Source organism: Devosia sp. Root413D1 (assembly GCF_001425235.1).
GTDB lineage: Bacteria > Pseudomonadota > Alphaproteobacteria > Rhizobiales > Devosiaceae > Devosia_A.
Genome location: NZ_LMEA01000001.1, coordinates 458,732 through 479,382, shown reverse-complemented (window position 1 = coordinate 479,382; position 20,651 = coordinate 458,732). Strand labels below are relative to the sequence as shown.

Here is a 20,651-nt window from a genome sequence, read left to right as displayed (position 1 = left end):
GCAATTCGGGCAGGTAGGCGAGCCGGTCAGGGGACGGCTTGATGCGACAGCCGGTCGATGTCCTCGCCGAACGCCGTCATCTCGTCCCGGTCGGCAAACGCCGTAAGCGGCACGATCAGCGCCTCGGGTGGCGCGGTGATGAAGACGTGGGATTTGCCGATGGCGACATCGGCGATGGTCTCGTAGGCGATGAACAGCTGCCGCTCGGCCGTTGTCACTGCGAGATGGTCACCCCATTGCTCGAGCGTTACGACCGTGGGCGCGGGAATGCGGCGACGGGCCCGACGATGCGTGGCCAGCGTCATCAGGGTGGTGGCCAGCGCATAGGCGATGCCGACCAGCACGAGCGCCGCCAGCCAGAAGCGCCAGCCCCATTCCGGCCCGACCCAGTCGGCCGGCAGGAACGCCACCAGCCCGCCCGCGGCCGCGAGCCAGACCAGCAACAGCCACTTGCGCCAACCGACCAGCTCGCGCGGCAGGGACTCGTAGGCCAGCGCGTCGGCGGCGGTCAGGGTGTAGGTGAGCATGAGGAGGGGTTCGGTCACTGGAGCGAGGTCCGGTCGGCGTGGCGATTGACCAGCCCAACAAAGGCCCACTGCTCTTCCGCATCAGCTCGGGCTTGCGACTGCATGCTGCGGAGCAGCCGCCTCTCACAAGCAGCTTGGAGTGCCGCTGAAAGACGTGGCCGCGTCGACGAGTTTGCCCTGCCCATCGAAGGTGACCCGGACGTAGTACGGTTGGGAGCAGGGAAACGGATCGAATGCGGTACCGGATGACGAATAGTACTCACTGTTGTTCTCCACCACCCACCTCTCGAAGCCCGCATCGCTGATGCGCTTCATCACCTCGTCGCGAGGTTCGCCCGTAACGAACACCTCCGGCATCAAGGTTTGCCATAGCTCTGCCTCTCCGGGGCAGCGGCCCCTGTCGCGGCAGTCGAGGAAACTCAGGTGAACTTGCCGGCCGACAGGATTGAAGAAATGATCGGGCCGATACCACCGCCACCCGAGCCAGCCAGCGATCGGCAACGTCACGATAACGGCGATGACGACCAATGCCTTCGCACCCGCCAAAAGAAAAGAGAGCGCCGGGCTTCCACCAGGCGCTCTCTTTGATTGCTTGTCGACCATCGCCTAGAGCGAACGGACCACGCTCTCGACGCGGAAGCATTCGATGACGTCGCCGGCGCGGATGTCTTCGTAGTTCTCGAAGGCCATGCCGCATTCCTGGCCGACCGGGACTTCCTTGACTTCATCCTTGAAGCGCTTGAGCGTCTTCAGCTTGCCTTCGTGGATCACCACGTTGTCGCGCAGCAGGCGCACGCCGGCGCCGCGTTCGACGATGCCCTCGGTGACCTGGCAGCCGGCGACCTTGCCGACCTTGGTGATCTGGAACACTTCCTTGATCGAAGCGTAGCCGATGAAGGTCTCGCGACGCTCCGGCTTGAGCAGACCCGACATCGCTGCCTTCACGTCATCCACGAGGTCGTAGATGATGTTGTAGTAGCGGATTTCGATGCCCTCGCGGGTGGCGAGATCGCTGGCCTGCTTGTTGGCGCGGACGTTGAAGCCGATGATGATGGCGTTCGAAGCCGAGGCCAGCGTCACGTCGGATTCGGTGATGGCGCCGACGCCACTCATCAGGATCTGCGCCGACACTTCATCGGTCGAGAGCTTGTTGAGCGAGGCGTTGATCGCTTCGACCGAGCCCTGCACGTCACCCTTGATGATCAGCGGGAACTTGGCGATGCCCGAGGCCTTGAGCTGATTCATCATCTGCTCGAGGCTGGTGGCGCCGCCGCCTGCGGTCTTCTCACGGATCAGGCGCTGACGATACTCGGTGACTTCACGAGCCCGTGCTTCGGTCTCGACCACCGAGAAGCGGTCGCCGGCCGACGGCACGCCGGTAAAGCCCAGCACTTCCACCGGAATGGACGGGCCGGCTTCCTTCACCTGCTCGCCCTTGTCGTTGATCAGCGCGCGAACGCGGGCAAACTCGGTGCCGGCGACGACGATGTCGCCGATCGACAGCGTGCCGCGCTGCACGAGGACCGTCGCCACCGCACCGCGGCCGCGATCGAGCTTGGCTTCGATAACGAGGCCCTCGGCGCGCCCATCGCGGGCCACCTTGAGCTCCAGCACTTCGGCCTGCAGCAGGATGGTTTCGAGCAGTTTGTCGAGGCCGGCCTTGGTGACCGCCGAGACTTCCACGTCGAGCACATCGCCGCCCATCGATTCGACGAACACTTCGTGTTGCAGCAGTTCGGTGCGAACGCGCTGCGGATTGGCACTCGGCTTGTCCATCTTGTTGATGGCGACAATGATCGGAACCCCGGCCGCCTTGGCGTGCTTGATGGATTCGATGGTCTGCGGCATGACGCCGTCATCGGCCGCCACCACCAGCACCGCGATATCGGTGGCCTGGGCGCCGCGGGCGCGCATGGCGGTGAACGCCTCGTGGCCCGGGGTGTCGAGGAAGGTGATCTTCTGGCCGTTCTTTTCGACCTGATAGGCACCGATGTGCTGGGTGATGCCGCCGGCTTCACCGGAAACCACGTTGGTCTCGCGGATGGCGTCGAGCAGCGAGGTCTTGCCGTGGTCGACGTGACCCATGATGGTCACCACCGGCGCGCGGTTGGTCAGGTCCTCGGCCTTGTCGTCGGCCGGGATGTCATAGAGACCCTCTTCCACGTCGGCGTCGGAGACGCGCTTGACGGTATGGCCGAGTTCGGTGGCGATCAGTTCGGCGGTATCGCTGTCGATGACGTCGGTGATCTTCACCATCTGGCCCTGGGCCATCAGGATCTTGATAATATCGACGGCACGTTCGGCCATGCGGTTGGCCAGTTCCTGGACGGTGATCGCCTCAGGAATGGTCACTTCACGGCTGAGCTTAGGCGCCTGCTGCTGGTTGCGGCCCATCTTCTTGTCGCGACGGCGACGCATGGCGGCCAGCGACGGTCCCTTGTCGCGATCGGATTCCGAGCCGGCATTGGTGACGGTCAGGCGGGCCCGGGCGAAGGCTTCCTCGCCGGCACGCCGGGTCGGACGCTCGGGCGTTGCTGCAACGCGGGCAGCGCCGCCACGACGGGCGTTCTCGAGTTCGGCGGCATTGACCAGCGGGCGCGCCGCGGGAGCCGTACGAGTCTTGCGGCCATCGGCTTCGGAGGGCGGCGTCGGCGGCAGGTCAGCTGCGGGAGCGGCCGGACGGGCGCCCGGCGTTGCCGCGGCGCGACGTGCCGGAGAAACGCGCGGCTCACGCGACACGGTCGAGATTTCCGACACGGCCTCGAGAGCACGCTCGCCTTCGGCGGCCAGCTGCTTTGCCTCTTCGGCCTTCTGCGCTTCCTCGCGGAGGGCGCGGCGACGCGCATCTTCCTCGATGCGGCGAGCCTCTTCGGCGCGGGCGCGGGCCTCGTCCTCGGCCTGGCGGCCGGCGGCTTCACGCAGGGCGCGGGCCCGGGCATCGGCCTCGGTGGCGCTCAGCCCACCACCCGGACGCGGTGCGGCGCCCGAACGGAGCGGCGGCCGGCCCTGGTTGGACTGGTACGGGCGATTGCCCGACGGCGCACCCGACGAAGCGGGGCGACCCGAACCCTGGGACGGGGCACCGCCACCACCACCCTGCGGCGGGCGCGGCGTGTGTGGGGTGTGCGGCGTGTGCACCGGCGCGCCGGGCGGCACGAAACGGGTGCGCTTCTCGACGACCACAGTGTTCCGCGACGAACGTGCCACATTGGGGCGTGCCCCCATCGAGGGGCCTCCCTTCAATGACAGCGTCTTCTTGCCGCCGGCACCAGAATCTTCGCGCTTGTCGTCGTTATCAGCCATGTAACTCGCGTCTTCCTTCACGAAACCTGTCCACGAAAGCGCGGCTTCGCGCTCTCTGACCAAGTCCGATTGTAGGGCTCAGGGGGCGGCATAGCGCTGCTGCGCCGCTCAAACAACCCGTCTAGTTGGCGATGTAACGAGCCAGCCTTTCAGCTCGTTGCACCGCCGCCTGGGCCGCGCCCCCCTTGATGAGCGCAGCATGTATCACATTTTCGATCCCGAGTGCCAAACCCATTTGACCCGAATCGAGCAATTCGAAATGCGGAGTTAAGACGGGCTCAAAACCCGCCTCTTCCGCCGCCATCGTGTAGCCCTTGAGCGAACCCAGGAGCTTGTTCCTGCCGTCCTCGGCCGCGTCGGTCGCGGTGAGGAGAGCCTGCACTTCACCCGCCTCGATCGCCGCCTTGACCTTGGTCGAGCCGGTCACCAGCTGCCCCGCCTTGCGCGCCAGGGAGAGCGAACTGAGCAGTCGCTCCTCCAGCCGGCGCCGGGTCAGACCGGCGAGATCGTCGGGCACCTTCACCTCGGCCTTGAGGCTTTTGGCGAAGGCCTTCTTCTTTTGCGCCTCGGCCACGGTCTTCAGGCCAAGGGTAATCCAGACGCCGCGCCCTTCGGCCTTGCCGTCGGTATCGGGCACCACCTCGCCGTCGGGTGAGACGGCGAAGCGGATCAGTTCGACAATCGGCTTCACCTCACGGGTGAGGGCGCATTGCCTTTCGGTTTCTTCGCGACGCGGCACCGGGTTCGAGACCTCCCGATTACGCGGGCGCCCCTTCTTCCAGCTCGGTGGCCTCGTCGGCCACCGCGAGATCGGCTTCAGTGATCCAGCCGGCCTTGAGACGGGCCTGCAGGATCATTTCCTCGGCTTCCTCACGGCTCACCGGGAAATCCTTGAAGGTGCCCTCGAACCGCTTGGTCTCGCCGTCCTTGCGTTCGGTCCAGCCCACCAGGTCGTCGGCGGCGCAACCGGCAAAGTCCTCGACGTTCTTGATCTCTTCCTTGCCCAGCGCGACGAGCATCGCCGCATTCAGGCCCGGGATCTCATAGAGCTCGTCCTCGACGCCGAGCTTGATGCGCTCGTCGTCATTGGCCTTCTCGATCGCCGCCAGGTAGTCGGAAGCGCGCTGCTGGATTTCCGCCGCGGTCTCTTCGTCAAAACCCTGGATCGAGGCGATTTCCGAAGCGTCGATATAGGCGAGCTCCTCGACCGAGGAGAAGCCTTCGGAAGCCAGTAGTTGGGCAACCATCTCGTCAACATCAAGGGCCTGCATGAACAAAGCAGAGCGCTCGGTGAATTCCTTCTGGCGACGCTCGGACTCTTCGGCTTCGGTGAGGATGTCGATATCCCAGCCGATCAGCTGCGAGGCGAGGCGCACGTTCTGGCCACGGCGGCCGATGGCGAGGCTGAGCTGCTCATCGGGCACCACGACTTCGATGCGCTCGGCCTGCTCGTCGAGCACGACCTTCGCCACATCAGCCGGCTGCAGCGCCGACACGACGAGGTCGGCGATCGATTCGGTCCACGGGATGATGTCGATCTTTTCGCCCTGCAGTTCGGCGACCACCGCCTGGACGCGCGAGCCGCGCATACCGACGCAGGCGCCGACCGGGTCGATCGAGGAATCCGACGAGGTCACGGCGATCTTGGCACGGCTGCCCGGATCGCGGGCGATCGAGCGGATGGCGATGATGCCATCGTAGATCTCCGGCACTTCCTGCATGAACAGCTTCGCCATGAACTGCGGATGGGTGCGGGAGAGGAAAATCTGCGGGCCACGCTGCTCGCGGCGCACATCATAGATATAGGCGCGGACGCGGTCGCCGTAGCGATAGAGCTCGCGCGGGATCAGTTCGTCGCGGCGGATGATGGCTTCGCCACGGCCGAGATCGACGATGACATTGCCGTACTCGACGCGCTTGACCGTGCCGTTGACGATCTCGCCGACGCGGTTGATGTACTCTTCGTACATGCGGTCACGCTCGGCATCGCGCACCTTCTGCACGATCACTTGCTTGGCCGACTGGGCGGCGATGCGGCCGAACTCGATCGGCGGCAGCGGCTCGGTGAGGAAGTCGCCGAGCTTGGCGGCATCGTTCTTGGTCTTGGCGTATTTGAGCTCGACCTGACGCCCGGGCTCTTCCACCGCCTCGACCACTTCGAGCAGCCGCCACAGGCGCAGCTCGCCGGTCTTGGGGTTGATCTCGGCGCGGACATTGGTCTCGGCGCCGTAGCGGGTCTTGGCCGCCTTTTCGATCGCGTCCTGCATCGACTCGATGACGATCATGCGATCGATCGACTTCTCGCGGGCGACGGCATCAGCGATCTGGAGCAGCTCCAGGCGGTTCGCGCTAACGGCCATTTAGTTTGTCTCCTCAGTGGAAGCGTCTTTTTCAGATACAGATTTTGACTGGTCGGCGTCCTCGGCCGTATCGGCCTCCGGATCGTCCGAGAGTTCGACGGTCTCGATGTCTTCATCGTCGTCGATGGGGAATTCTGCCTGGTCGACCTGCGCCATGTTCATCAGCTTGTCGGTCATCACCAGCTTGGCTTCAGCCAGCATGGTCAGCGGCAGCCGAAAATCCGGATCGGTGCCCTTGGGGACGTCCGGCAGGGTGATGACGACATGGTCGCCATCGACCGCCTTGATCAGCCCGCGGAAGCGGCGGCGGCCATCGAGCAGGTCGGATAGTTCGACCTTGGCCTCGTGGCCGATATAGGCGGCAAAATCGCGGGCGCGGACCAGCGGCCGGTCGATGCCGGGCGACGACACTTCGAGGTGATACTCGCGGTCGATCGGATCCTCGACGTCGAGCACCGGCGAGACGTCCTTGCTCAGCCGCTCGCAGTCGGTGATGGCAAAGCGGCCATTACCGTCTTCGGCCATGATCTGCAGCGTCAGGCCGTTCTCCTGCGTCATCTTCACACGCACGAGGCTGTAGCCGAGATCATTGGCGACCGGCTCGACGATGCGGGCGATCCGCTGCTCGAGGCCGGTCTCCTTGATGTAGCGCTTTTCGGTGAGATCGAAGGTCATGCTGTTGCGATGGGTCCCAAGAAAACAAAAAGAGCGGGGGCCCGGTCGGCACCCCACTCTCGCTTAGAGCCAGAGATGTTGTTGGCGCTCATATAGCGCCGATGGCCCTCCGACGCAAGGTGATGCGTCCGGACTGTGCTTGCCGCCTCGAGCGGCTATGGTGCGCAACAGGATTCGAGCTGGAGCAGGACTGATGAAGACACGGGCGGCAGTGGCATTCGCGGCAGGCAAGCCGCTCGAAATCGTCGAGCTCGATCTCGAGGGCCCCAAGGCCGGCGAAGTGCTGGTCGAGATCAAGGCCACCGGCATCTGCCACACCGATGCGTTCACGTTGTCGGGCGCCGATCCCGAGGGGTTGTTCCCCTCGATCCTCGGCCATGAGGGGGCCGGCGTGGTGCTGGAGGTCGGCGCCGGGGTCACCAGCCTCAAGCCGGGCGACCACGTGATCCCGCTCTATACGCCCGAATGCCGGGAGTGCCCGAGCTGTCTGAGCCGCAAGACCAACCTCTGCACGGCGATCCGCGCCACCCAGGGCAAGGGGCTGATGCCGGACGGCACCTCGCGCTTTTCCTACAAGGGCGAGACCATCTACCACTATATGGGCTGCTCGACTTTTTCGAACCACACCGTGCTGCCCGAGATCGCGCTGGCGAAGATCGATCCCAGGGCACCGTTCGACAAGGTGTTCTATATCGGCTGCGGCGTCACCACCGGGGTCGGCGCGGTGCTCAATACCGCCAAGGTCGAGGCCGGCGCCACCGCCGTGGTGTTCGGGCTGGGCGGTATCGGGCTCAACGTGGTGCAGGGGCTGAAGCTTGCCGGCGCCGACATGATCATCGGCGTCGACATCAATAACGACAAGCGCGCCTGGGGCGAGCGCTTCGGCATGACGCACTTCGTCAACCCCAAGGAAATCGAGGGCGACATCGTCCCGCACCTGGTCAACCTCACCAAGCGCGGAGCCGACCAGATCGGCGGCGCCGACTACACCTTCGATTGCACCGGCAACACCACGGTGATGCGGCAGGCGCTGGAAGCGAGCCACCGCGGCTGGGGCAAATCGGTGGTGATCGGGGTGGCCGGCGCCGGCCAGGAGATCTCCACCCGTCCGTTCCAGCTGGTCACCGGCCGCACCTGGATGGGTACCGCCTTCGGCGGGGCGAGGGGGCGTACCGACGTGCCGAAAATCGTCGACTGGTACATGAGCGGCAAGCTCGAGATCGACCCGATGATCACCCACACGCTCAGGCTCGAGGACATCAACCAGGGGTTCGAGCTGATGCACCACGGCGAAAGCATCCGCAGCGTGGTGTTGTTCTAGGGGGACTCGACCACCGGCCGCGCCCTCCCCTCGCCCTTGAGGCATGGCTATCGCATATGGAAAGCCACCGGCCGTTGTGTGAGTGCCTTCTCCCCTTGTGGGAGAAGGCCACCCAACTACTGTCAGTGCCCCATATGCGATAGCCCTGCCCCTTGAGGGGAGGGAAGCGATAGATCGAGTTTGAGGCGCCCAAAGCTCCAATCGTGACTAAAGCCCCAACCGCGCCCGCAGCTCCGCCTCGCTCATGCTGCCCGGCTTGGCCCCCTTCGCCACCAGCTCGTGGCCGATCGTGACCAGCCCGGCGTTGAGCGGGGTCGGCACCCCGTACAACCGGCCGAGCAACACGATCTCGCCATTGAGGTAATCGGTTTCGATGGTGCCGGCGCCGCGTTTGAGGCTCTGGATCGAGGAGCCGCCGGTGCGGGTGACGCCGGCGACGGCGCCCATTTCCATCAGGCCCTTGCGGCGCGGATCGGCATTGCCGACCGCCACCCAGTCGATGCCGGCGGCGGCATAGACCGCTTCGGCCTCGGCCTGGATCGCATCCAGCAGCGGGCCGGAGCGGCTCCCGTGGCCGAGCGCCGCCTCGACCACATTGCCGAGATTGTCGCGCAGCTTGCCGTATTTGGAGCGCATCACCTGCTCGAGCGGAAAGGCAGCAAAGCCGGCGCTGTCGAAGGCAGTGGCGATCGCCGCGACGTTGTCGTCGAGCCCATGAGGATAGCGGCCGAGGTCGATGAGCCCACGCTTGGGCGTGCCGTAGCAGATCACTTCGCCCGGCGTCACGTAATCGGCCGGCAGCATCACCGTCATGGCGTAGACATTGGGAAACAACCGCAGCGCCAGCCGTTCGTTGTTGACGCCGTTCTGGGCGCAGACCACCGCCTGGGTACTGACGCCGGCGGCCCGCAATTCCTCGAGCGCAGGAGCGGTGTGCTGCCCCTTCATGGTGAGGAAGATGACGTCGTCAGGCCGGAATTCGAGCTCGCCAGGCGCGCCGACCACCGGGAAGTTCACCAGCTGCGCAGTCGTGGTGGTGCGGAACAGCAGCCCGCCATTGTTCCGGATTGCCGCCAGCATATCGCCGCGGGCGATGCCGACCACATCGTGGCCGGCGCTGGCGAGGGACGCCGCGAAGGTGCCGCCGATGGCGCCGACGCCGTAGATGATGAACCGCATGCTGAACTCCTTTGGCCCAGCTTGGCGGTAATGGGCGGCCCGAACAAGGCAGCCCATCGTAGCGTGAGATAGCCGGCGGCGGGGTTCACGTACCCAGCGCTTGTCCCACCGCCGGCCGGACCGTCACTGGGCAGCAGCCAGACGGTCTTTGCTATCCGCCTCAGGCGGAGTGGGGTGGGCGCCGGCTCCGGCGCCCAGGGGTTTGACACCGCGCAAAGCGGTAAGGGCGACAATGGCGATCAGCAGCAGCACGCCGGCCTCCACCGTCGCCACCAGCTGCAGCGCCGCGGTGAAGGCAGCACTGGCGGCGGCGAGCAACGGCGCGCCGTCGGGGAGGCTGGCAGCGACACCAGCCGCGCCGGCCAGCGTTTCGGTGGCGAGATGCGTCTGCGCCTCGGTCAGCCCGGCCGGCAGGTTGCCGCTCAGCAGGCTGCGATAGACCAGGGTGCCGAGGCTGCCGAGCGCGGCGATGCCGAGCGAGAAGCCGAACTCGGACGAGGTCTCCTGCAGGGCGGCGGCCGCACCGGCCCGTTCCGGCGCGACAAAGCCCATCATGATGCCGGTGCCGAGCGTCACCATCGGCGCGCAGCCCAAATTGAACAGGGCGAAGCCGACGATCACCGCGGGCACGCCGTAACTCTGGATGAGGAACACCACGATCAGCAGGCCGATAATGGCGACGCCCATGCCGGAGGCGATGAGCAGGCCGGGGCGAATGGTCTGCGCCAGCCTGGGCGCCAGCATGAAGGCGACGATCATCAACAGGATCGCCGGCAGGCCGCAGAGCCCGGCCCAAAGCGGGGTAAGACCGGCAACGAGCTGAAAATACTGCGCCGTCAGCACCATGATGGCGCCGGTGACGGTGATCAGGAACATCGCCCCGATCACCGCAGTGAAGGCGCCGTTCCTGAACAGCTTCAGATCGACCAGCGGATGGGCCAGCGTCACCTGGCGACGGATAAAGACGATGGCCAGCAGCAGCCCGAAAGCCATGGCGCCGAACGGGGCAAGCGACACATCGCCCTTGGCCAGTTCCTTCAACCCATAGACCATGGGCAGGATGGCGCCGAGCGACAGCACCACGCTCACCAGGTCGAGCCGGCCGGCCTGCGGCGCCTTGTATTCGGGCAAGAGCGCCGGGGCGGTGACGAGCAGCAGCAGCATCACCGGCACGCCGAGCAGGAACGGAGCGCCCCACCAGAAATGCTCGAGCATGACGCCGCCGACCAGCGGGCCGAGCAGCATGCCGCCCATGAAGCAGGTGAGCCAGATCGAGATGGCGAAGCCGCGCTGCCGTTCGTCGTGGAACATGTTGGTGATGAGCGCCAGGATCGAGGGCGAGAGCGTCGCGCCGGCAATACCGAGCAGGCCGCGCGCCGCAATCAGCATCGTCGCCGAGGTGGAGAAGGCGGCCAGCACCGAAGCGGCGGCGAAGGCGGCGCCGCCGATCATCAAGAGCTTCCGCCGCCCGATGCGATCGCCGATGGTGCCCATGGTGATGAGGAAGCCGGCGAGCAGGAAGCCGTAGATATCCATGATCCAGAGCTGCTGGGCGCTGTCGGCGCCGAGCGTTTCGCTGATCCTGGGGAGGGCGAGCAGAATGACCGAGACGTCGATGGAAATCAGCAGCGTCGGCAGGGCGAGGACGGCAAGACCGGTCCATTCGCGGGCCGTGGCGCGGGAGTTCGGGGCTGACATGGCGGCTCCTTTCACTTAAGGTATGACTTAAGTAATCGAGCACAATGCTTAAGTCAACGCTTTAGTGATGGCATCGCAGATCCCAACTGGGTGTCATTCCTGCGAAGGCGGGAACCTGGTGGGATGCAGGTGGAGGTTGAGGGATCGCGCTGGGTCCCCGCCTTCGCGCATACGCGCTAAGTTGGGGTCGTGCCCCACCCACCGGGTCATTCCCGCGAAAGCGGGAACCTCTGTTTTCTTGGCCGTTGCACGATCGCAAACGGAGGTCCCCGCGTTCGCGGGGATGACCCAGGTGGGAACGGCAGGGGTTGGTTGTGGCGCGACGCCGATTATCAATAAACTGTCATGCCCCGGTTGTATCCATCGCCAACCGACGATAGTTTGCCGGCCTCCTTCCCCGACTCCCCAACCACGGACATCGACACATGGAATACCGCCGCCTCGGCAAGGCTGGCCTGCGGGTCAGTGAATTTTCTTTTGGCGCCTGGGTGACCTTTGGCAAGCAGGTCGGCGAAGACGCCGCAGCTTCGATCATGGGTTACGCCTACGACAACGGCATCAACTTTTTCGATAATGCCGAAGGCTACGAGCAGGGCAATGCCGAGATCGTCATGGGCGAGGCGCTGAAAGCGCTGAACTGGAGCCGCGACAGCTATGCGGTGTCGTCGAAAGTGTTCTGGGGCGGCGCGAAGCCGACGCAGAAAGGGCTTTCGGCCAAGCACGTCACTGACGCCGCCCATGCCGCGCTGAAGCGCCTGCAGGTCGACTATCTCGACCTCTATTTCTGCCATCGCCCGGATATCGATACGCCGATCGAAGAGACGGTGCGGGCGATGCACAACCTCATCACCCAGGGCAAGGTGCTGTACTGGGGCACCTCGGAATGGTCGGCGCAGCAGCTCACCGAAGCCTACGCCGTGGCCCGCCAGGAGCACCTGACGCCGCCGACGATGGAACAGCCGGAATACAACCTGTTCCGCCGCGAAAAGGTCGAAGCCGAGTTCCTGCCGCTCTACAGCCTGTTCGGGCTCGGGACGACGATCTGGTCGCCGCTCGCCTCGGGCATTTTGACCGGCAAGTATAATGACGGCATCCCCGCCGACAGCCGCATGAACCTCCCCGGCTACGAGTGGCTGAAGGCGCGGCTCGACAGCGACAAGGGCCGCGACGAACTGGCGAAGGTGAAACAGCTGGCCAAGCTCGCCGACGAGGTGGGCCTTCCCATCCACCACCTGGCGCTGCTCTGGTGCAACGCCAACCCGAACGTCTCGACGGTGATCCTCGGCGCCTCGAAACTCAGCCAGCTCAAGGACAACCTGAAGGCGCTCGACTCGAAGTCGAAGATGACGCCGGACGTGCTGGCCAGGATCGAAGCGATCATGGGCAACGCGCCGGAAGCACCGCGGCGGTTCTGAGATCTGACGGGCGGGGCCAAGGCTCCGCCCCTCTACCCGGGGCGATGAAGCGATCGCCTCCCTCCCCCTTGAGGGGAGGTAATGAGGGAGGGGGTGGTGCGGTGATCACCGATGGACCCCCACCCCCAACCCCTCCCCTCAAGGGGGAGGGGAGCACTGCCGGCACATCGCCCATCCCCCCGCGACCAATGCGCAGCATTGCGGCCGCGCCCTTTCATCAGCGCCCCCCGCACACTAGACATAGCGCACTGCTATTGGAGGCATGATCGGGTGACGGTGCGCTGGCGCATTGTGGGACTGGCGCTGGCAAGCCTCGTGTCGATCGTCGCGATGACCGGGGTGATGGCCTATGGGCTGTGGCTCGCCGATCATTTCGTGCAGCGGATCGATGCGGTGCACCGGCGCTTCGAGGTGATCGCCGAGCTCGACGGTCGCGCCAATGCCTATGCCAGGCAGGTGGCGAGCGTGCTGCTGCTCGGCCGCGCCGAGATGCCGGCGGTACAGACGGCGCGCATCGATATGGAACGCACCTTCGCCCGGCTCAGCCGCGCCACCCGCGACGAGCTGACGACGCTGGGCGGCATCGCCGAAGTGGTACCCGAGCTCGAGCAGCTCGAGGACGTCAGGCGGATGATCGAGCTTTACCACGCCATCGATGCCTCGGCGACGCGGGCGCTGGCGGCGGCGCGCGACGGCAAGGCGGACGAGGCCACCCAGCTCTATGGTCGCGACGTCGCCTTCCGCCTCGCCAACGAGCTGCAGCCGCTGATCGACCGGGCGCTGGCCGAAGAGCGCAACGAAGTGGCGGCAGAACTGAAGCAGGTGCAGCAGACACAGGGCACCATCCTCGTCGTCGCCGGGATCCTGGCGCTGCTGTCACTGGCGGTGCTGAGTCTCCTGGGCGTGCTGCTCTACCGCGCAGTCCGTCGCTCCGGCGAGCGGCTCGAGGCTGAGATCGAGACGCGGACCAGCGAGCTGCGCGACGCCAATGCGCGGCTGCGTGCCGTCGATGTCAGGCGCACGCAGTTTCTTGCCGATGTCAGCCATGAGCTGCGCACCCCGCTCACGGTGCTGCGCGGCGAGGCCGACGTGGCGCTGCGCGGCCAGCCGGAGACCAATGACCTCCGCCAGTCGCTCGAGCGCATCCGCAGCCAGTCGGTCGATATGTCGGGGCTGCTCGACGATCTCATCGCCTTCGCCCGCACCGATGCCGAAAGCCAGCAGCACCTGCCCACCGATATCCGGCTCGACGAGATCGTCGGCGCGGCCGCCGAAGAGGCGCAGGTGCTGGCCGAGCCGCGCGAGGTCAGCGTCATCACTGAGCTCAGCGACAACGGCGCACATGTCGATGCGGATTTCCGCCGGCTGAAGCAGGCGCTGATGATCGGGCTCGACAATGCAGTCAAGCACTCGCCGCCGGGCAGCCGTATTGCCATCAGCAGCAGCCGCGGTGCTGCGACGGCAACGGTTGCGATTGCCGACCAGGGGCCAGGCGTCAGCGATGAGGACCGGCCGCGGGTGTTCGAGCGGTTCTATCGCGGACGCGGCGAGGGCGACCTCGAGACCCAGGGGCTGGGGATCGGCCTCGCCATCGCCAAGGATATCGTCGAGCGTCACGGCGGCAGCATCCGGCTCGACAATGGCGCTGATGGCGGCGCGGTGCTCACAGTCGAATTGCCGCTGGCGAAAGGAGGGGCACGATGAAGGTTCTGGTGGTCGAGGACGATCGGCGCATCGCCTCGTTCCTCGAGCGCGGGCTGGCGGCCGAGGGCTATCAGGTCAGCGTTGAGAATGATGGCCGCGACGGGCTGGAGCGGGCCCGGCAGGACGATTTCGAGCTGATCATCCTCGATCGCATGCTGCCCTATGTCGATGGGCTGGAGATCACCCGATTGCTGCGCGAAGAGCGCCGGCCGGCAATGATCCTGATGCTCACCGCCAAGGACAGCCTCCAGGACAAGATCGAAGGGCTGAAGGGCGGGGCCGACGACTATCTGACCAAGCCCTTCGCCTTCGACGAACTGCTGGCCCGTCTCGTCGCCCTGCGCCGTCGCCGCAGCGAGATCGACCATGAGAGCCAGCTCGCCATCGGGCCGCTGACGCTCGACCCGCAGTCGCGCCGCGTCAGCCGCGACGGCGAGCCGATCAGCCTTACGGTGCGCGAGTTCGACCTGCTGCGCTACCTGATGAGCAACCCGGACAAGGTGGTCAGCCGGCAACGGCTGCTGAACAGCGTCTGGGAATATGGCTACGATCCGGGCACCAAGATCGTCGACGTCTATGTCCGCTATCTCAGGGCCAAGATCGATACCGAGGGCACACCGTCGCTGATCCAGACGGTGCGTGGCGTCGGCTACATGATGCCAAGTTAGCTATCTCTCCAAATTCTAACCAAGCGCTCAACCCTGTCTAATTTCACGGGCTTAGCCTCCTCGCTGCTTTTCGAAGCGACGAGGAACGTTCGATGTCCGACGAAATCTGGCCCGCCATCAAGGTCGAGCGCTTCTACGACGAGCCGCTGGCGCATTACGAAGCCCGTCGCCGCGAGATCGTCAGCATCATCACCGGCTTCCGCAACGGCCGCTACGAAGGCGCCGTCGCCGAGCGGATGGAACAGCGCCTGATGGCGCTGCAGGATGGCATGGTGGTTCCCGCTGTCGCCTGACCCGATTTTGCCACCGTCGAGGAGAAGGCCCGGTTTGACCGGGCCTTTTGTTTTGGGCCAAGCTCTGCTCGAAAGGCCACCAAACGAGGAGACCCGCCATGCGCTACATGATCATCGTCAAGACCACTGAACCGGCGCCGCCGCCAAGCTCGGAAATGCTGGCCGCGATGGGCAAGCTCAACCAGGAAATGATCGAGGCCGGCGTCTTGCTGGGAGGCGAGGGCCTGCAGCCATCCAAGACCGGCGCGAAAGTGGCGATGCAGGGCGGCAAGCTGGTGGTGAAGGACGGCCCGTTCACCGAGGCCAAGGAGCTGGTCGGCGGCTTCTGGATCGTCAAGGCAGACTCGCTCGACGAGGCGATCGGCTGGGTGAAGAAGATCCCGATGTGGAACGAAGGCGAGGAGGTGGAAGTCCGCCGCGTTTCCGAGGTCGAAGACTTCGCCTATGCCTATGACGAGGTCTCGGCCGAAGCGCTGGATCGCGAGAAGGCGCTGCGCGACAGCGGCCAGTGGCCGGAGCAGCGCTAGAGCGTCACCGCGACAGGGCCAGACGGCGATCGGTGGCTTCGGGGCAATGACGCCCCGGAGCTTCAGTTTCATCCGCGGCTGCCGCGCGGCTCGAGGCGAACAGGCGGCCGATGAAGCCGCCTATCGCGCGCCATAGAGAAGGCTTTTCCCACAGCCCGGCGTCCGGATGCGCCTCCCATGGCGCTTCGCCGGTCCGGCGGGCGAAATCTTCGCCCCAGTGCTGCTTGTAGGCGTCCTTGTAGAGATAGCTAGCGGGGATCATCACAAGTCTCCTTTCGACTTGAACCGATTCAATTGATCAACGCATGACCGCTTGAATCGGTTCAAGCATACGCTTCGATGCCTGAGAGTCAAGCGGAATTTGAACCGATACAAAAGCGTGCTATATGACTGGGAGTTGGCTAGGATGCCCTCAGGCAATCGGGACGATTGTCCTCGGGGCGGCAGACGAGCCGCAAAAACTGGAAAGGTTCGGATGGCACGCGATCTGGTGCGCTTGAGCGATGTGGCAAAGGCGGCGGGGGTGTCGCAGGGCACAGCGTCGAACGTGTTCAGCCGGCCGGACCTGGTGCGACCGGAGGTGCGCGAGCGGGTGCACCAGACGGCCCGCGACCTCGGCTATGCCGGACCCGATCCGCGCGGCCGGCTGCTGCGCGCCGGCAAATCCAACGCCATCGGCGTCGCCACCGCGGAGCCGCTTTCCTACTTCTTCGAAGATCCGTTTGCCCGCGTCCTGATGCAAGGCATCTCGGAGGCCTGCGATGCGCGCGGCGCCGGCCTGGCGCTGGTGTCGGCCCGCAACAGCGAGCGGCTGGCCTGGAATATCCAGAGCGCGCTGGTCGACGGATTCGTGCTGCTCTGCATCGAGAATGGCGAAAAGCTGGTGGAGCTGACGCGTGAGCGGCAGCTGCCCTTCGTGGCGCTGGCGCTCGGCAAACCCGATGACACCATCTCGGCCATCGGCGTCGATGACTATGCCGGGGCGCAGATGGCCGCCCGGCATCTGGCGCAGCTCGGCCACCGCCGCTTCGGCATTCTCGGGCTCGAGCTCGACGACGCGCACGAGGGGCCGGTCGGCAGCGCCGCAATCGCCGCCGCCACCTACTCCACCTCGCGCGACCGCGCCTATGGCTATTTCGAGGAGTTGGCGCTCTACGGCATCGACCGCGAGACCATCCCGATCTACGAAACCCGCAGCACCGCCGAGAGCGTCAGGCGCGGGCTCGACTACATCCTCACGGCCGGCGAGCGCCCCACCGCCATTCTGGCGATGTCGGATCGTGTCGCCATGTTCGCGCTCGAGATCCTCGCCGAGCGCGGCCTCAGCGTCCCCGAGGACATCTCGATCGTCGGTTTCGACGGCGTGCCGGAAGCCGCCACCGTCAACCCGCCGCTCACCACCGTGGTGCAGCCGATCGCCGAAATCGGCCGCCGGGCGGTCAAGACCATCCTCGAGCACGATGGCGGGGTGCACCGCGAAAGCCTGCCGCTCGAGCTGCTGGTGCGAAACAGTACCGCAGGCCCAAGCGCGCGATCGTGACTTGATCCGGGGGACGTGAATGCCCAGATTCCGGCTATGCGGATTTTGCTCGCCACCGTCGCGGTTATTGCCCTCAGCTCGGGGGCGCTAGCCTATTGCCCTCCGGTGCCCGACGTCGCCAAGGACGGCTACCAGGGCAACGACTTGCAACGCACGCTGTGCCTGCAGAACGAGCTGGCGCAATCGGCCCGGGATCGCGCCATCCGGAGCGAGATTGATGCAACGCTCTCCAAACTGCAGCGCGACCTGCAGCAGCAGAAAATGCTGCAGCAGCAGCTGCAAACCGAGCTGATGCGGACCAAGCCGAGCTATTTGCCTTAGAGCGCGGCGGACCTAGCCGCTGCCGGCTGCCCCCCACCCCTGTCCCCTCCCCGCAAGGGGGAGGGTGACCAAAACACTGGCCTCGCAGTCTGCGTCTCCCTCCCCCTTGCGGGGAGGGATTAAGGGTGGAGGTCCACAGCCACCGGCGGTAGCGGCACGAGCCCGAGCTACTCCGCCGCCGCCCGCGAAAATTCCTCCAGCGCGGCCAACTCGTCGCCCATGCGGTCCGGCCGGTACGGGCGCAGCGGCGCTTTGGCCACCTGATTGCGTCCACTCTGCTTGGCCTTGTAGAGCGCCTGGTCGGCGGCCTGCAGCAGGTCGGTGACGCTCTGCGAGGTATGCGGCACCGAGGCGACGCCGAACGAGGCCGAGATATCGGTGCCGTGCGTGTTGCTCAGCTCCTCGATCCTGAGCCGCAGCAGTTCCGCCTTGTCGGCGGCCCGCTCCAGCGGGCAATCGGGCAGGATCACCACCAGTTCCTCGCCGCCGAAACGGCAAACGATATCGGTCTCGCGCAGCGAGCCGGTCAGCGTCAGCGCGGCATCGCGCAGCACCTGGTCGCCAAAGCTGTGGCCATGCTCGTCGTTGAGCCGCTTGAAGTGATCGAGATCGACCATGATCAGCGAAATCTCACGGTTCTCGCGCTCGGCCAGCCGGACGAAGCGCTGCAGGCAATCTTCCATGTAGCGGCGGTTGTAGAGCCCGGTCAGCGGGTCGCGCAGCGCCTGGTTCCGGAGCTTTTCGCGCAATGCCATGTTGGCGAGCGCCAGACTCATGCCATCGGCCAGGGCCGAACCCAGCGCGGTGATGTGTTCCAGCCGCTGCTCGGCGCTGACGCCGGAAGCGAACAGCTGCAGCAGCCCGACGATTTCGCCCCGCGCGATCATCGGGATTTCGAGCGAGGTCTCGTTGCCGACATGGTGGCTGCAGCACAGCTTGGCGGAATCGGCGCGGTTGAGGTGCGGCTTGCCGCGCTTCACCGCCCAGCAGGCGGTGGGGTTGATGGTTTCGGGCAGCGCGTCGTTCTCCGAACGCGCCCAGGTGGTCGAGAGCACCAACCGGTCGCGGGAATTGTTGAACACATAGAGCGCCCCCGAGAAGCCGGGCACCAGCTCCATCGCCGTCGCCTTCAGCACGGCATTGGCGTCGGCATGGTCCGAAGCGCTCTGCAGCACGTCCGCCATCTCGAACAACCGCCCCACCTGCTGGCGCGCCCTGTCGGCCGCCTCCACCGCCGCGGCGCGGCCATCGGCCTCGGTGGCCGAAGACCGGAAAGCATAGAGCAGGCCGAGGATGGCGAGCAGGCCCGCTCCCAGCTGCATCACCAGCACCAGCATGGTACCGGCCTGGATACGGATATCGTGCGTGCGTACCCTGAGGTCAGTATCGCCGAGCACCCGGCCGACGCCAGCACCGATGGCCGTTACGGTCTCGCCGGTACGGCGGCTCGCCAGCAGGTCGAGCCCGGCTTGCCGGTTGCCGGAAGTCGCGAGGTCGATCGCTTCGTTCCAGTTGTTGACCAGCCCGGCGACAAGTTCGCGCAGGCGCTGTGGTTCGGCCGATGGCGAGGCCGCGATCGGGCTTACCACATCGAAGATCGCAGCATCGGCGCTGCTCAAGCGCTCGACCTGGGACAGGTAGGTGCGCAGCGCACCCGCTTCCCCGGTGAGGAAATGCATGATGTCGGCATCGGCGTCGGCCACGGCCTGGGACATGGCGCGCAACTGGTCGGCCTCGCCCCTGAGCTCGGTCATGGCGCGCTGCTGGCCACCGACATGCATGAACCCAGCGATCGCCGTCACCACCAGCGTGACCACCAGCGCAACGGTGGCGAGCGACAGCAGGCGCGAACGAGCCCGCACCGGCAGCGGCTTGGGCTCAGTCACAGCGGTGAGGCCGGCGAACATCGGATTGGAAAGCCCCCAGGCTCCTCGATTGGGGGCATAATGGCAAAGATCGGCATTGCTGCGTTCGGCCATCGGGAGAAGCGCTTAGCGGGCGATGAAACGGTGTGGTGAAGACGGAGGCAAGCAAATCGCTAAAATGCGTCCGCGCCCCACCCGTTCGACAGTCCCGCAGGAATCTGGCTCGATTCGCATGAATCCATGTCGAAACCCGGCGGCGGCGTTCGATTAGCTCACGACCCCCAAGCCAGCGCACCATCGCAAGCGGAGAACCACCATGCTTTATGTCTGCCTCGTCCATTTCGACGACAAGGAAGTGTTCCGCCGGATGAGCGAAGCCGAAAAGCGCGAGCTCGACATCGCCTCGACCGGCTATGACCGCGAGCTCGAAGCCAGCGGCAACCTGATCCGGGCGCAGGCGCTGCAGGCGCCCGAGAGCGCAGTGCTGGTGCGGGTGCGGGACGGCAGGATCTCGGCGACCGACGGGCCGTTTCTCGAGACCAAGGAACAGCTGGGTGGCTTCATCCTGATCGAGGCGCGCGACCTCAACGACGCGATCCGCATTGCCGGCGGCGTTCCGCTGGCCCAGCACGGCACCATCGAGGTACGACCGATCTACCAGGTGCCGAAACACCAGGACGCGGCCAGATGAGCAGCCGCGCCCTGCAGTTCGAATCGGCGTTACGGCCGGACGGCAGTGACTTCGATCTCGACCAGCCAGCCAGGGCTGACAAGGCCGGCGACGGTCATCACCGAGCGGGCCGGCAGGTTGGGCTGCGCCTCGGTGCCGAAGAACTTGGTGTAGCCCTTCATGAAACCCTCGAAATCGAGCTTGCCGTCCGGAGCCACGAGATAGGCCTGCATCTTGACCACATCGCCGAGCCCGAGACCGAGATCGGCCAGGGTCTTCTCGATCGATTGCAGCACGCTGGTGGTCTGGGTCTCCATGTCGCCATAGGCGGCAGGGGTGGCCCGATCGGCGCTCTCGTCAACGACGCTCGGAACGGCGCCGCTCAGATAGATGGTGGTCTTGCCAGCCGGAATTTCGACGGCGCGGGCGATCGGGAAATTGGAGTTGGGGTTGGTGTGGCGGATCACATCCTCCGCCAGCACCGGGCCGGCTACGAGGATGGCGAGGCCGAGGGCCAGGGCAAATGTCTTGGTGCTGAGGAGTCTGGTCATGCTGGTCTTCCCAATAGATGGAGATACAGGTCCC

At 65.6% G+C, this 20,651-nt stretch carries 20 protein-coding genes; 9 read left to right on the top strand and 11 right to left on the bottom strand.

Annotation, left to right across the window (positions count from 1 at the left end; genetic code table 11):
- Positions 1-26 precede the first annotated feature (26 nt).
- The 6 genes from ASC89_RS02415 to rimP form a co-directional block, all read right to left on the bottom strand.
- A complete protein-coding gene (locus tag ASC89_RS02415; RefSeq protein ID WP_156384472.1) occupies positions 27-545 on the bottom strand; it encodes a hypothetical protein in 519 nt (172 codons plus the stop codon).
- A gap of 105 nt (positions 546-650) precedes the next feature.
- Positions 651-1,130 (bottom strand): hypothetical protein, encoded by a 480-nt coding sequence (locus tag ASC89_RS02410; RefSeq protein ID WP_055994261.1) that lies wholly within the window; start codon positions 1,128-1,130, stop codon positions 651-653.
- A gap of 3 nt (positions 1,131-1,133) precedes the next feature.
- Positions 1,134-3,830 carry a translation initiation factor IF-2 gene (gene infB, locus ASC89_RS02405; protein ID WP_055874342.1) on the bottom strand — a complete coding sequence of 899 codons (2,697 nt, stop codon included), beginning with the start codon at positions 3,828-3,830 and terminating at the stop codon, positions 1,134-1,136.
- 121 nt (positions 3,831-3,951) lie between these two features.
- Positions 3,952-4,569 carry an RNA-binding protein gene (locus ASC89_RS02400; RefSeq protein ID WP_055994259.1) on the bottom strand — a complete coding sequence of 206 codons (618 nt, stop codon included), beginning with the start codon at positions 4,567-4,569 and terminating at the stop codon, positions 3,952-3,954.
- A 19-nt stretch (positions 4,570-4,588) separates the two neighbouring features.
- A complete protein-coding gene (nusA, locus tag ASC89_RS02395; protein WP_055874349.1) occupies positions 4,589-6,190 on the bottom strand; it encodes a transcription termination factor NusA in 1,602 nt (533 codons plus the stop codon).
- Positions 6,191-6,865 carry a ribosome maturation factor RimP gene (gene rimP / locus ASC89_RS02390; protein ID WP_055874352.1) on the bottom strand — a complete coding sequence of 225 codons (675 nt, stop codon included), beginning with the start codon at positions 6,863-6,865 and terminating at the stop codon, positions 6,191-6,193.
- A gap of 193 nt (positions 6,866-7,058) precedes the next feature.
- Here rimP and ASC89_RS02385 point away from each other — a divergent pair, with 193 nt between their 5' ends.
- Positions 7,059-8,186 carry an S-(hydroxymethyl)glutathione dehydrogenase/class III alcohol dehydrogenase gene (locus ASC89_RS02385; protein WP_055994257.1) on the top strand — a complete coding sequence of 376 codons (1,128 nt, stop codon included), beginning with the start codon at positions 7,059-7,061 and terminating at the stop codon, positions 8,184-8,186.
- A gap of 207 nt (positions 8,187-8,393) precedes the next feature.
- On the opposite strand, the gene ASC89_RS02380 is transcribed toward ASC89_RS02385, so the two are convergent.
- Positions 8,394-9,365 (bottom strand): ketopantoate reductase family protein, encoded by a 972-nt coding sequence (locus tag ASC89_RS02380; RefSeq protein WP_055874357.1) that lies wholly within the window; start codon positions 9,363-9,365, stop codon positions 8,394-8,396.
- Between the two features lie 123 nt (positions 9,366-9,488).
- Positions 9,489-11,063, bottom strand: coding sequence for an MFS transporter (locus ASC89_RS02375; protein ID WP_200940402.1), 1,575 nt, complete (start codon positions 11,061-11,063; stop codon positions 9,489-9,491).
- Between the two features lie 425 nt (positions 11,064-11,488).
- On the opposite strand from ASC89_RS02375, the gene ASC89_RS02370 reads away from it, so the two are divergent.
- From ASC89_RS02370 to ASC89_RS02350, 5 genes are all read left to right on the top strand, one after another.
- Positions 11,489-12,478, top strand: coding sequence for an aldo/keto reductase (locus ASC89_RS02370; protein ID WP_055994255.1), 990 nt, complete (start codon positions 11,489-11,491; stop codon positions 12,476-12,478).
- A 270-nt stretch (positions 12,479-12,748) separates the two neighbouring features.
- Positions 12,749-14,182: a sensor histidine kinase KdpD gene (locus tag ASC89_RS02365; RefSeq protein ID WP_055994253.1), complete on the top strand. Its 1,434-nt coding sequence runs from the start codon at positions 12,749-12,751 to the stop codon at positions 14,180-14,182.
- A complete protein-coding gene (locus ASC89_RS02360; RefSeq protein ID WP_055874365.1) occupies positions 14,179-14,850 on the top strand; it encodes a response regulator transcription factor in 672 nt (223 codons plus the stop codon). The genes ASC89_RS02365 and ASC89_RS02360 overlap by 4 nt, the downstream gene beginning before the upstream one ends.
- A 92-nt stretch (positions 14,851-14,942) precedes the next feature.
- Positions 14,943-15,143, top strand: a complete 201-nt coding sequence (locus ASC89_RS02355) for a hypothetical protein (RefSeq protein WP_055874368.1) — start codon at positions 14,943-14,945, stop codon at positions 15,141-15,143.
- Between the two features lie 98 nt (positions 15,144-15,241).
- Positions 15,242-15,670 (top strand): YciI family protein, encoded by a 429-nt coding sequence (locus tag ASC89_RS02350; protein ID WP_055994251.1) that lies wholly within the window; start codon positions 15,242-15,244, stop codon positions 15,668-15,670.
- A gap of 4 nt (positions 15,671-15,674) precedes the next feature.
- Here the strand turns inward: ASC89_RS02350 and ASC89_RS02345 are convergent, their stop codons facing one another.
- Positions 15,675-15,932 (bottom strand): hypothetical protein, encoded by a 258-nt coding sequence (locus tag ASC89_RS02345; protein WP_055994249.1) that lies wholly within the window; start codon positions 15,930-15,932, stop codon positions 15,675-15,677.
- A 213-nt stretch (positions 15,933-16,145) separates the two neighbouring features.
- Between ASC89_RS02345 and ASC89_RS02340 the strand changes: the two genes are divergently transcribed.
- Both ASC89_RS02340 and ASC89_RS02335 read left to right on the top strand, forming a co-directional pair.
- Positions 16,146-17,210: a LacI family DNA-binding transcriptional regulator gene (locus tag ASC89_RS02340; protein WP_055994247.1), complete on the top strand. Its 1,065-nt coding sequence runs from the start codon at positions 16,146-16,148 to the stop codon at positions 17,208-17,210.
- A gap of 36 nt (positions 17,211-17,246) precedes the next feature.
- Entirely contained in the window at positions 17,247-17,531 is a 285-nt protein-coding gene (locus tag ASC89_RS02335) for a hypothetical protein (RefSeq protein WP_055994245.1), read from the top strand.
- Positions 17,532-17,698: 167 nt separating this feature from the next.
- Here the strand turns inward: ASC89_RS02335 and ASC89_RS02330 are convergent, their stop codons facing one another.
- Positions 17,699-19,510 carry a GGDEF domain-containing protein gene (locus ASC89_RS02330; protein ID WP_156384471.1) on the bottom strand — a complete coding sequence of 604 codons (1,812 nt, stop codon included), beginning with the start codon at positions 19,508-19,510 and terminating at the stop codon, positions 17,699-17,701.
- A 202-nt stretch (positions 19,511-19,712) separates the two neighbouring features.
- Between ASC89_RS02330 and ASC89_RS02325 the strand changes: the two genes are divergently transcribed.
- Positions 19,713-20,087, top strand: a complete 375-nt coding sequence (locus tag ASC89_RS02325; protein WP_055994241.1) for a YciI family protein — start codon at positions 19,713-19,715, stop codon at positions 20,085-20,087.
- Positions 20,088-20,116: 29 nt separating this feature from the next.
- Here the strand turns inward: ASC89_RS02325 and ASC89_RS02320 are convergent, their stop codons facing one another.
- Positions 20,117-20,617, bottom strand: a complete 501-nt coding sequence (locus ASC89_RS02320; RefSeq protein ID WP_055874390.1) for a RidA family protein — start codon at positions 20,615-20,617, stop codon at positions 20,117-20,119.
- Positions 20,618-20,651: the final 34 nt, after the last annotated feature.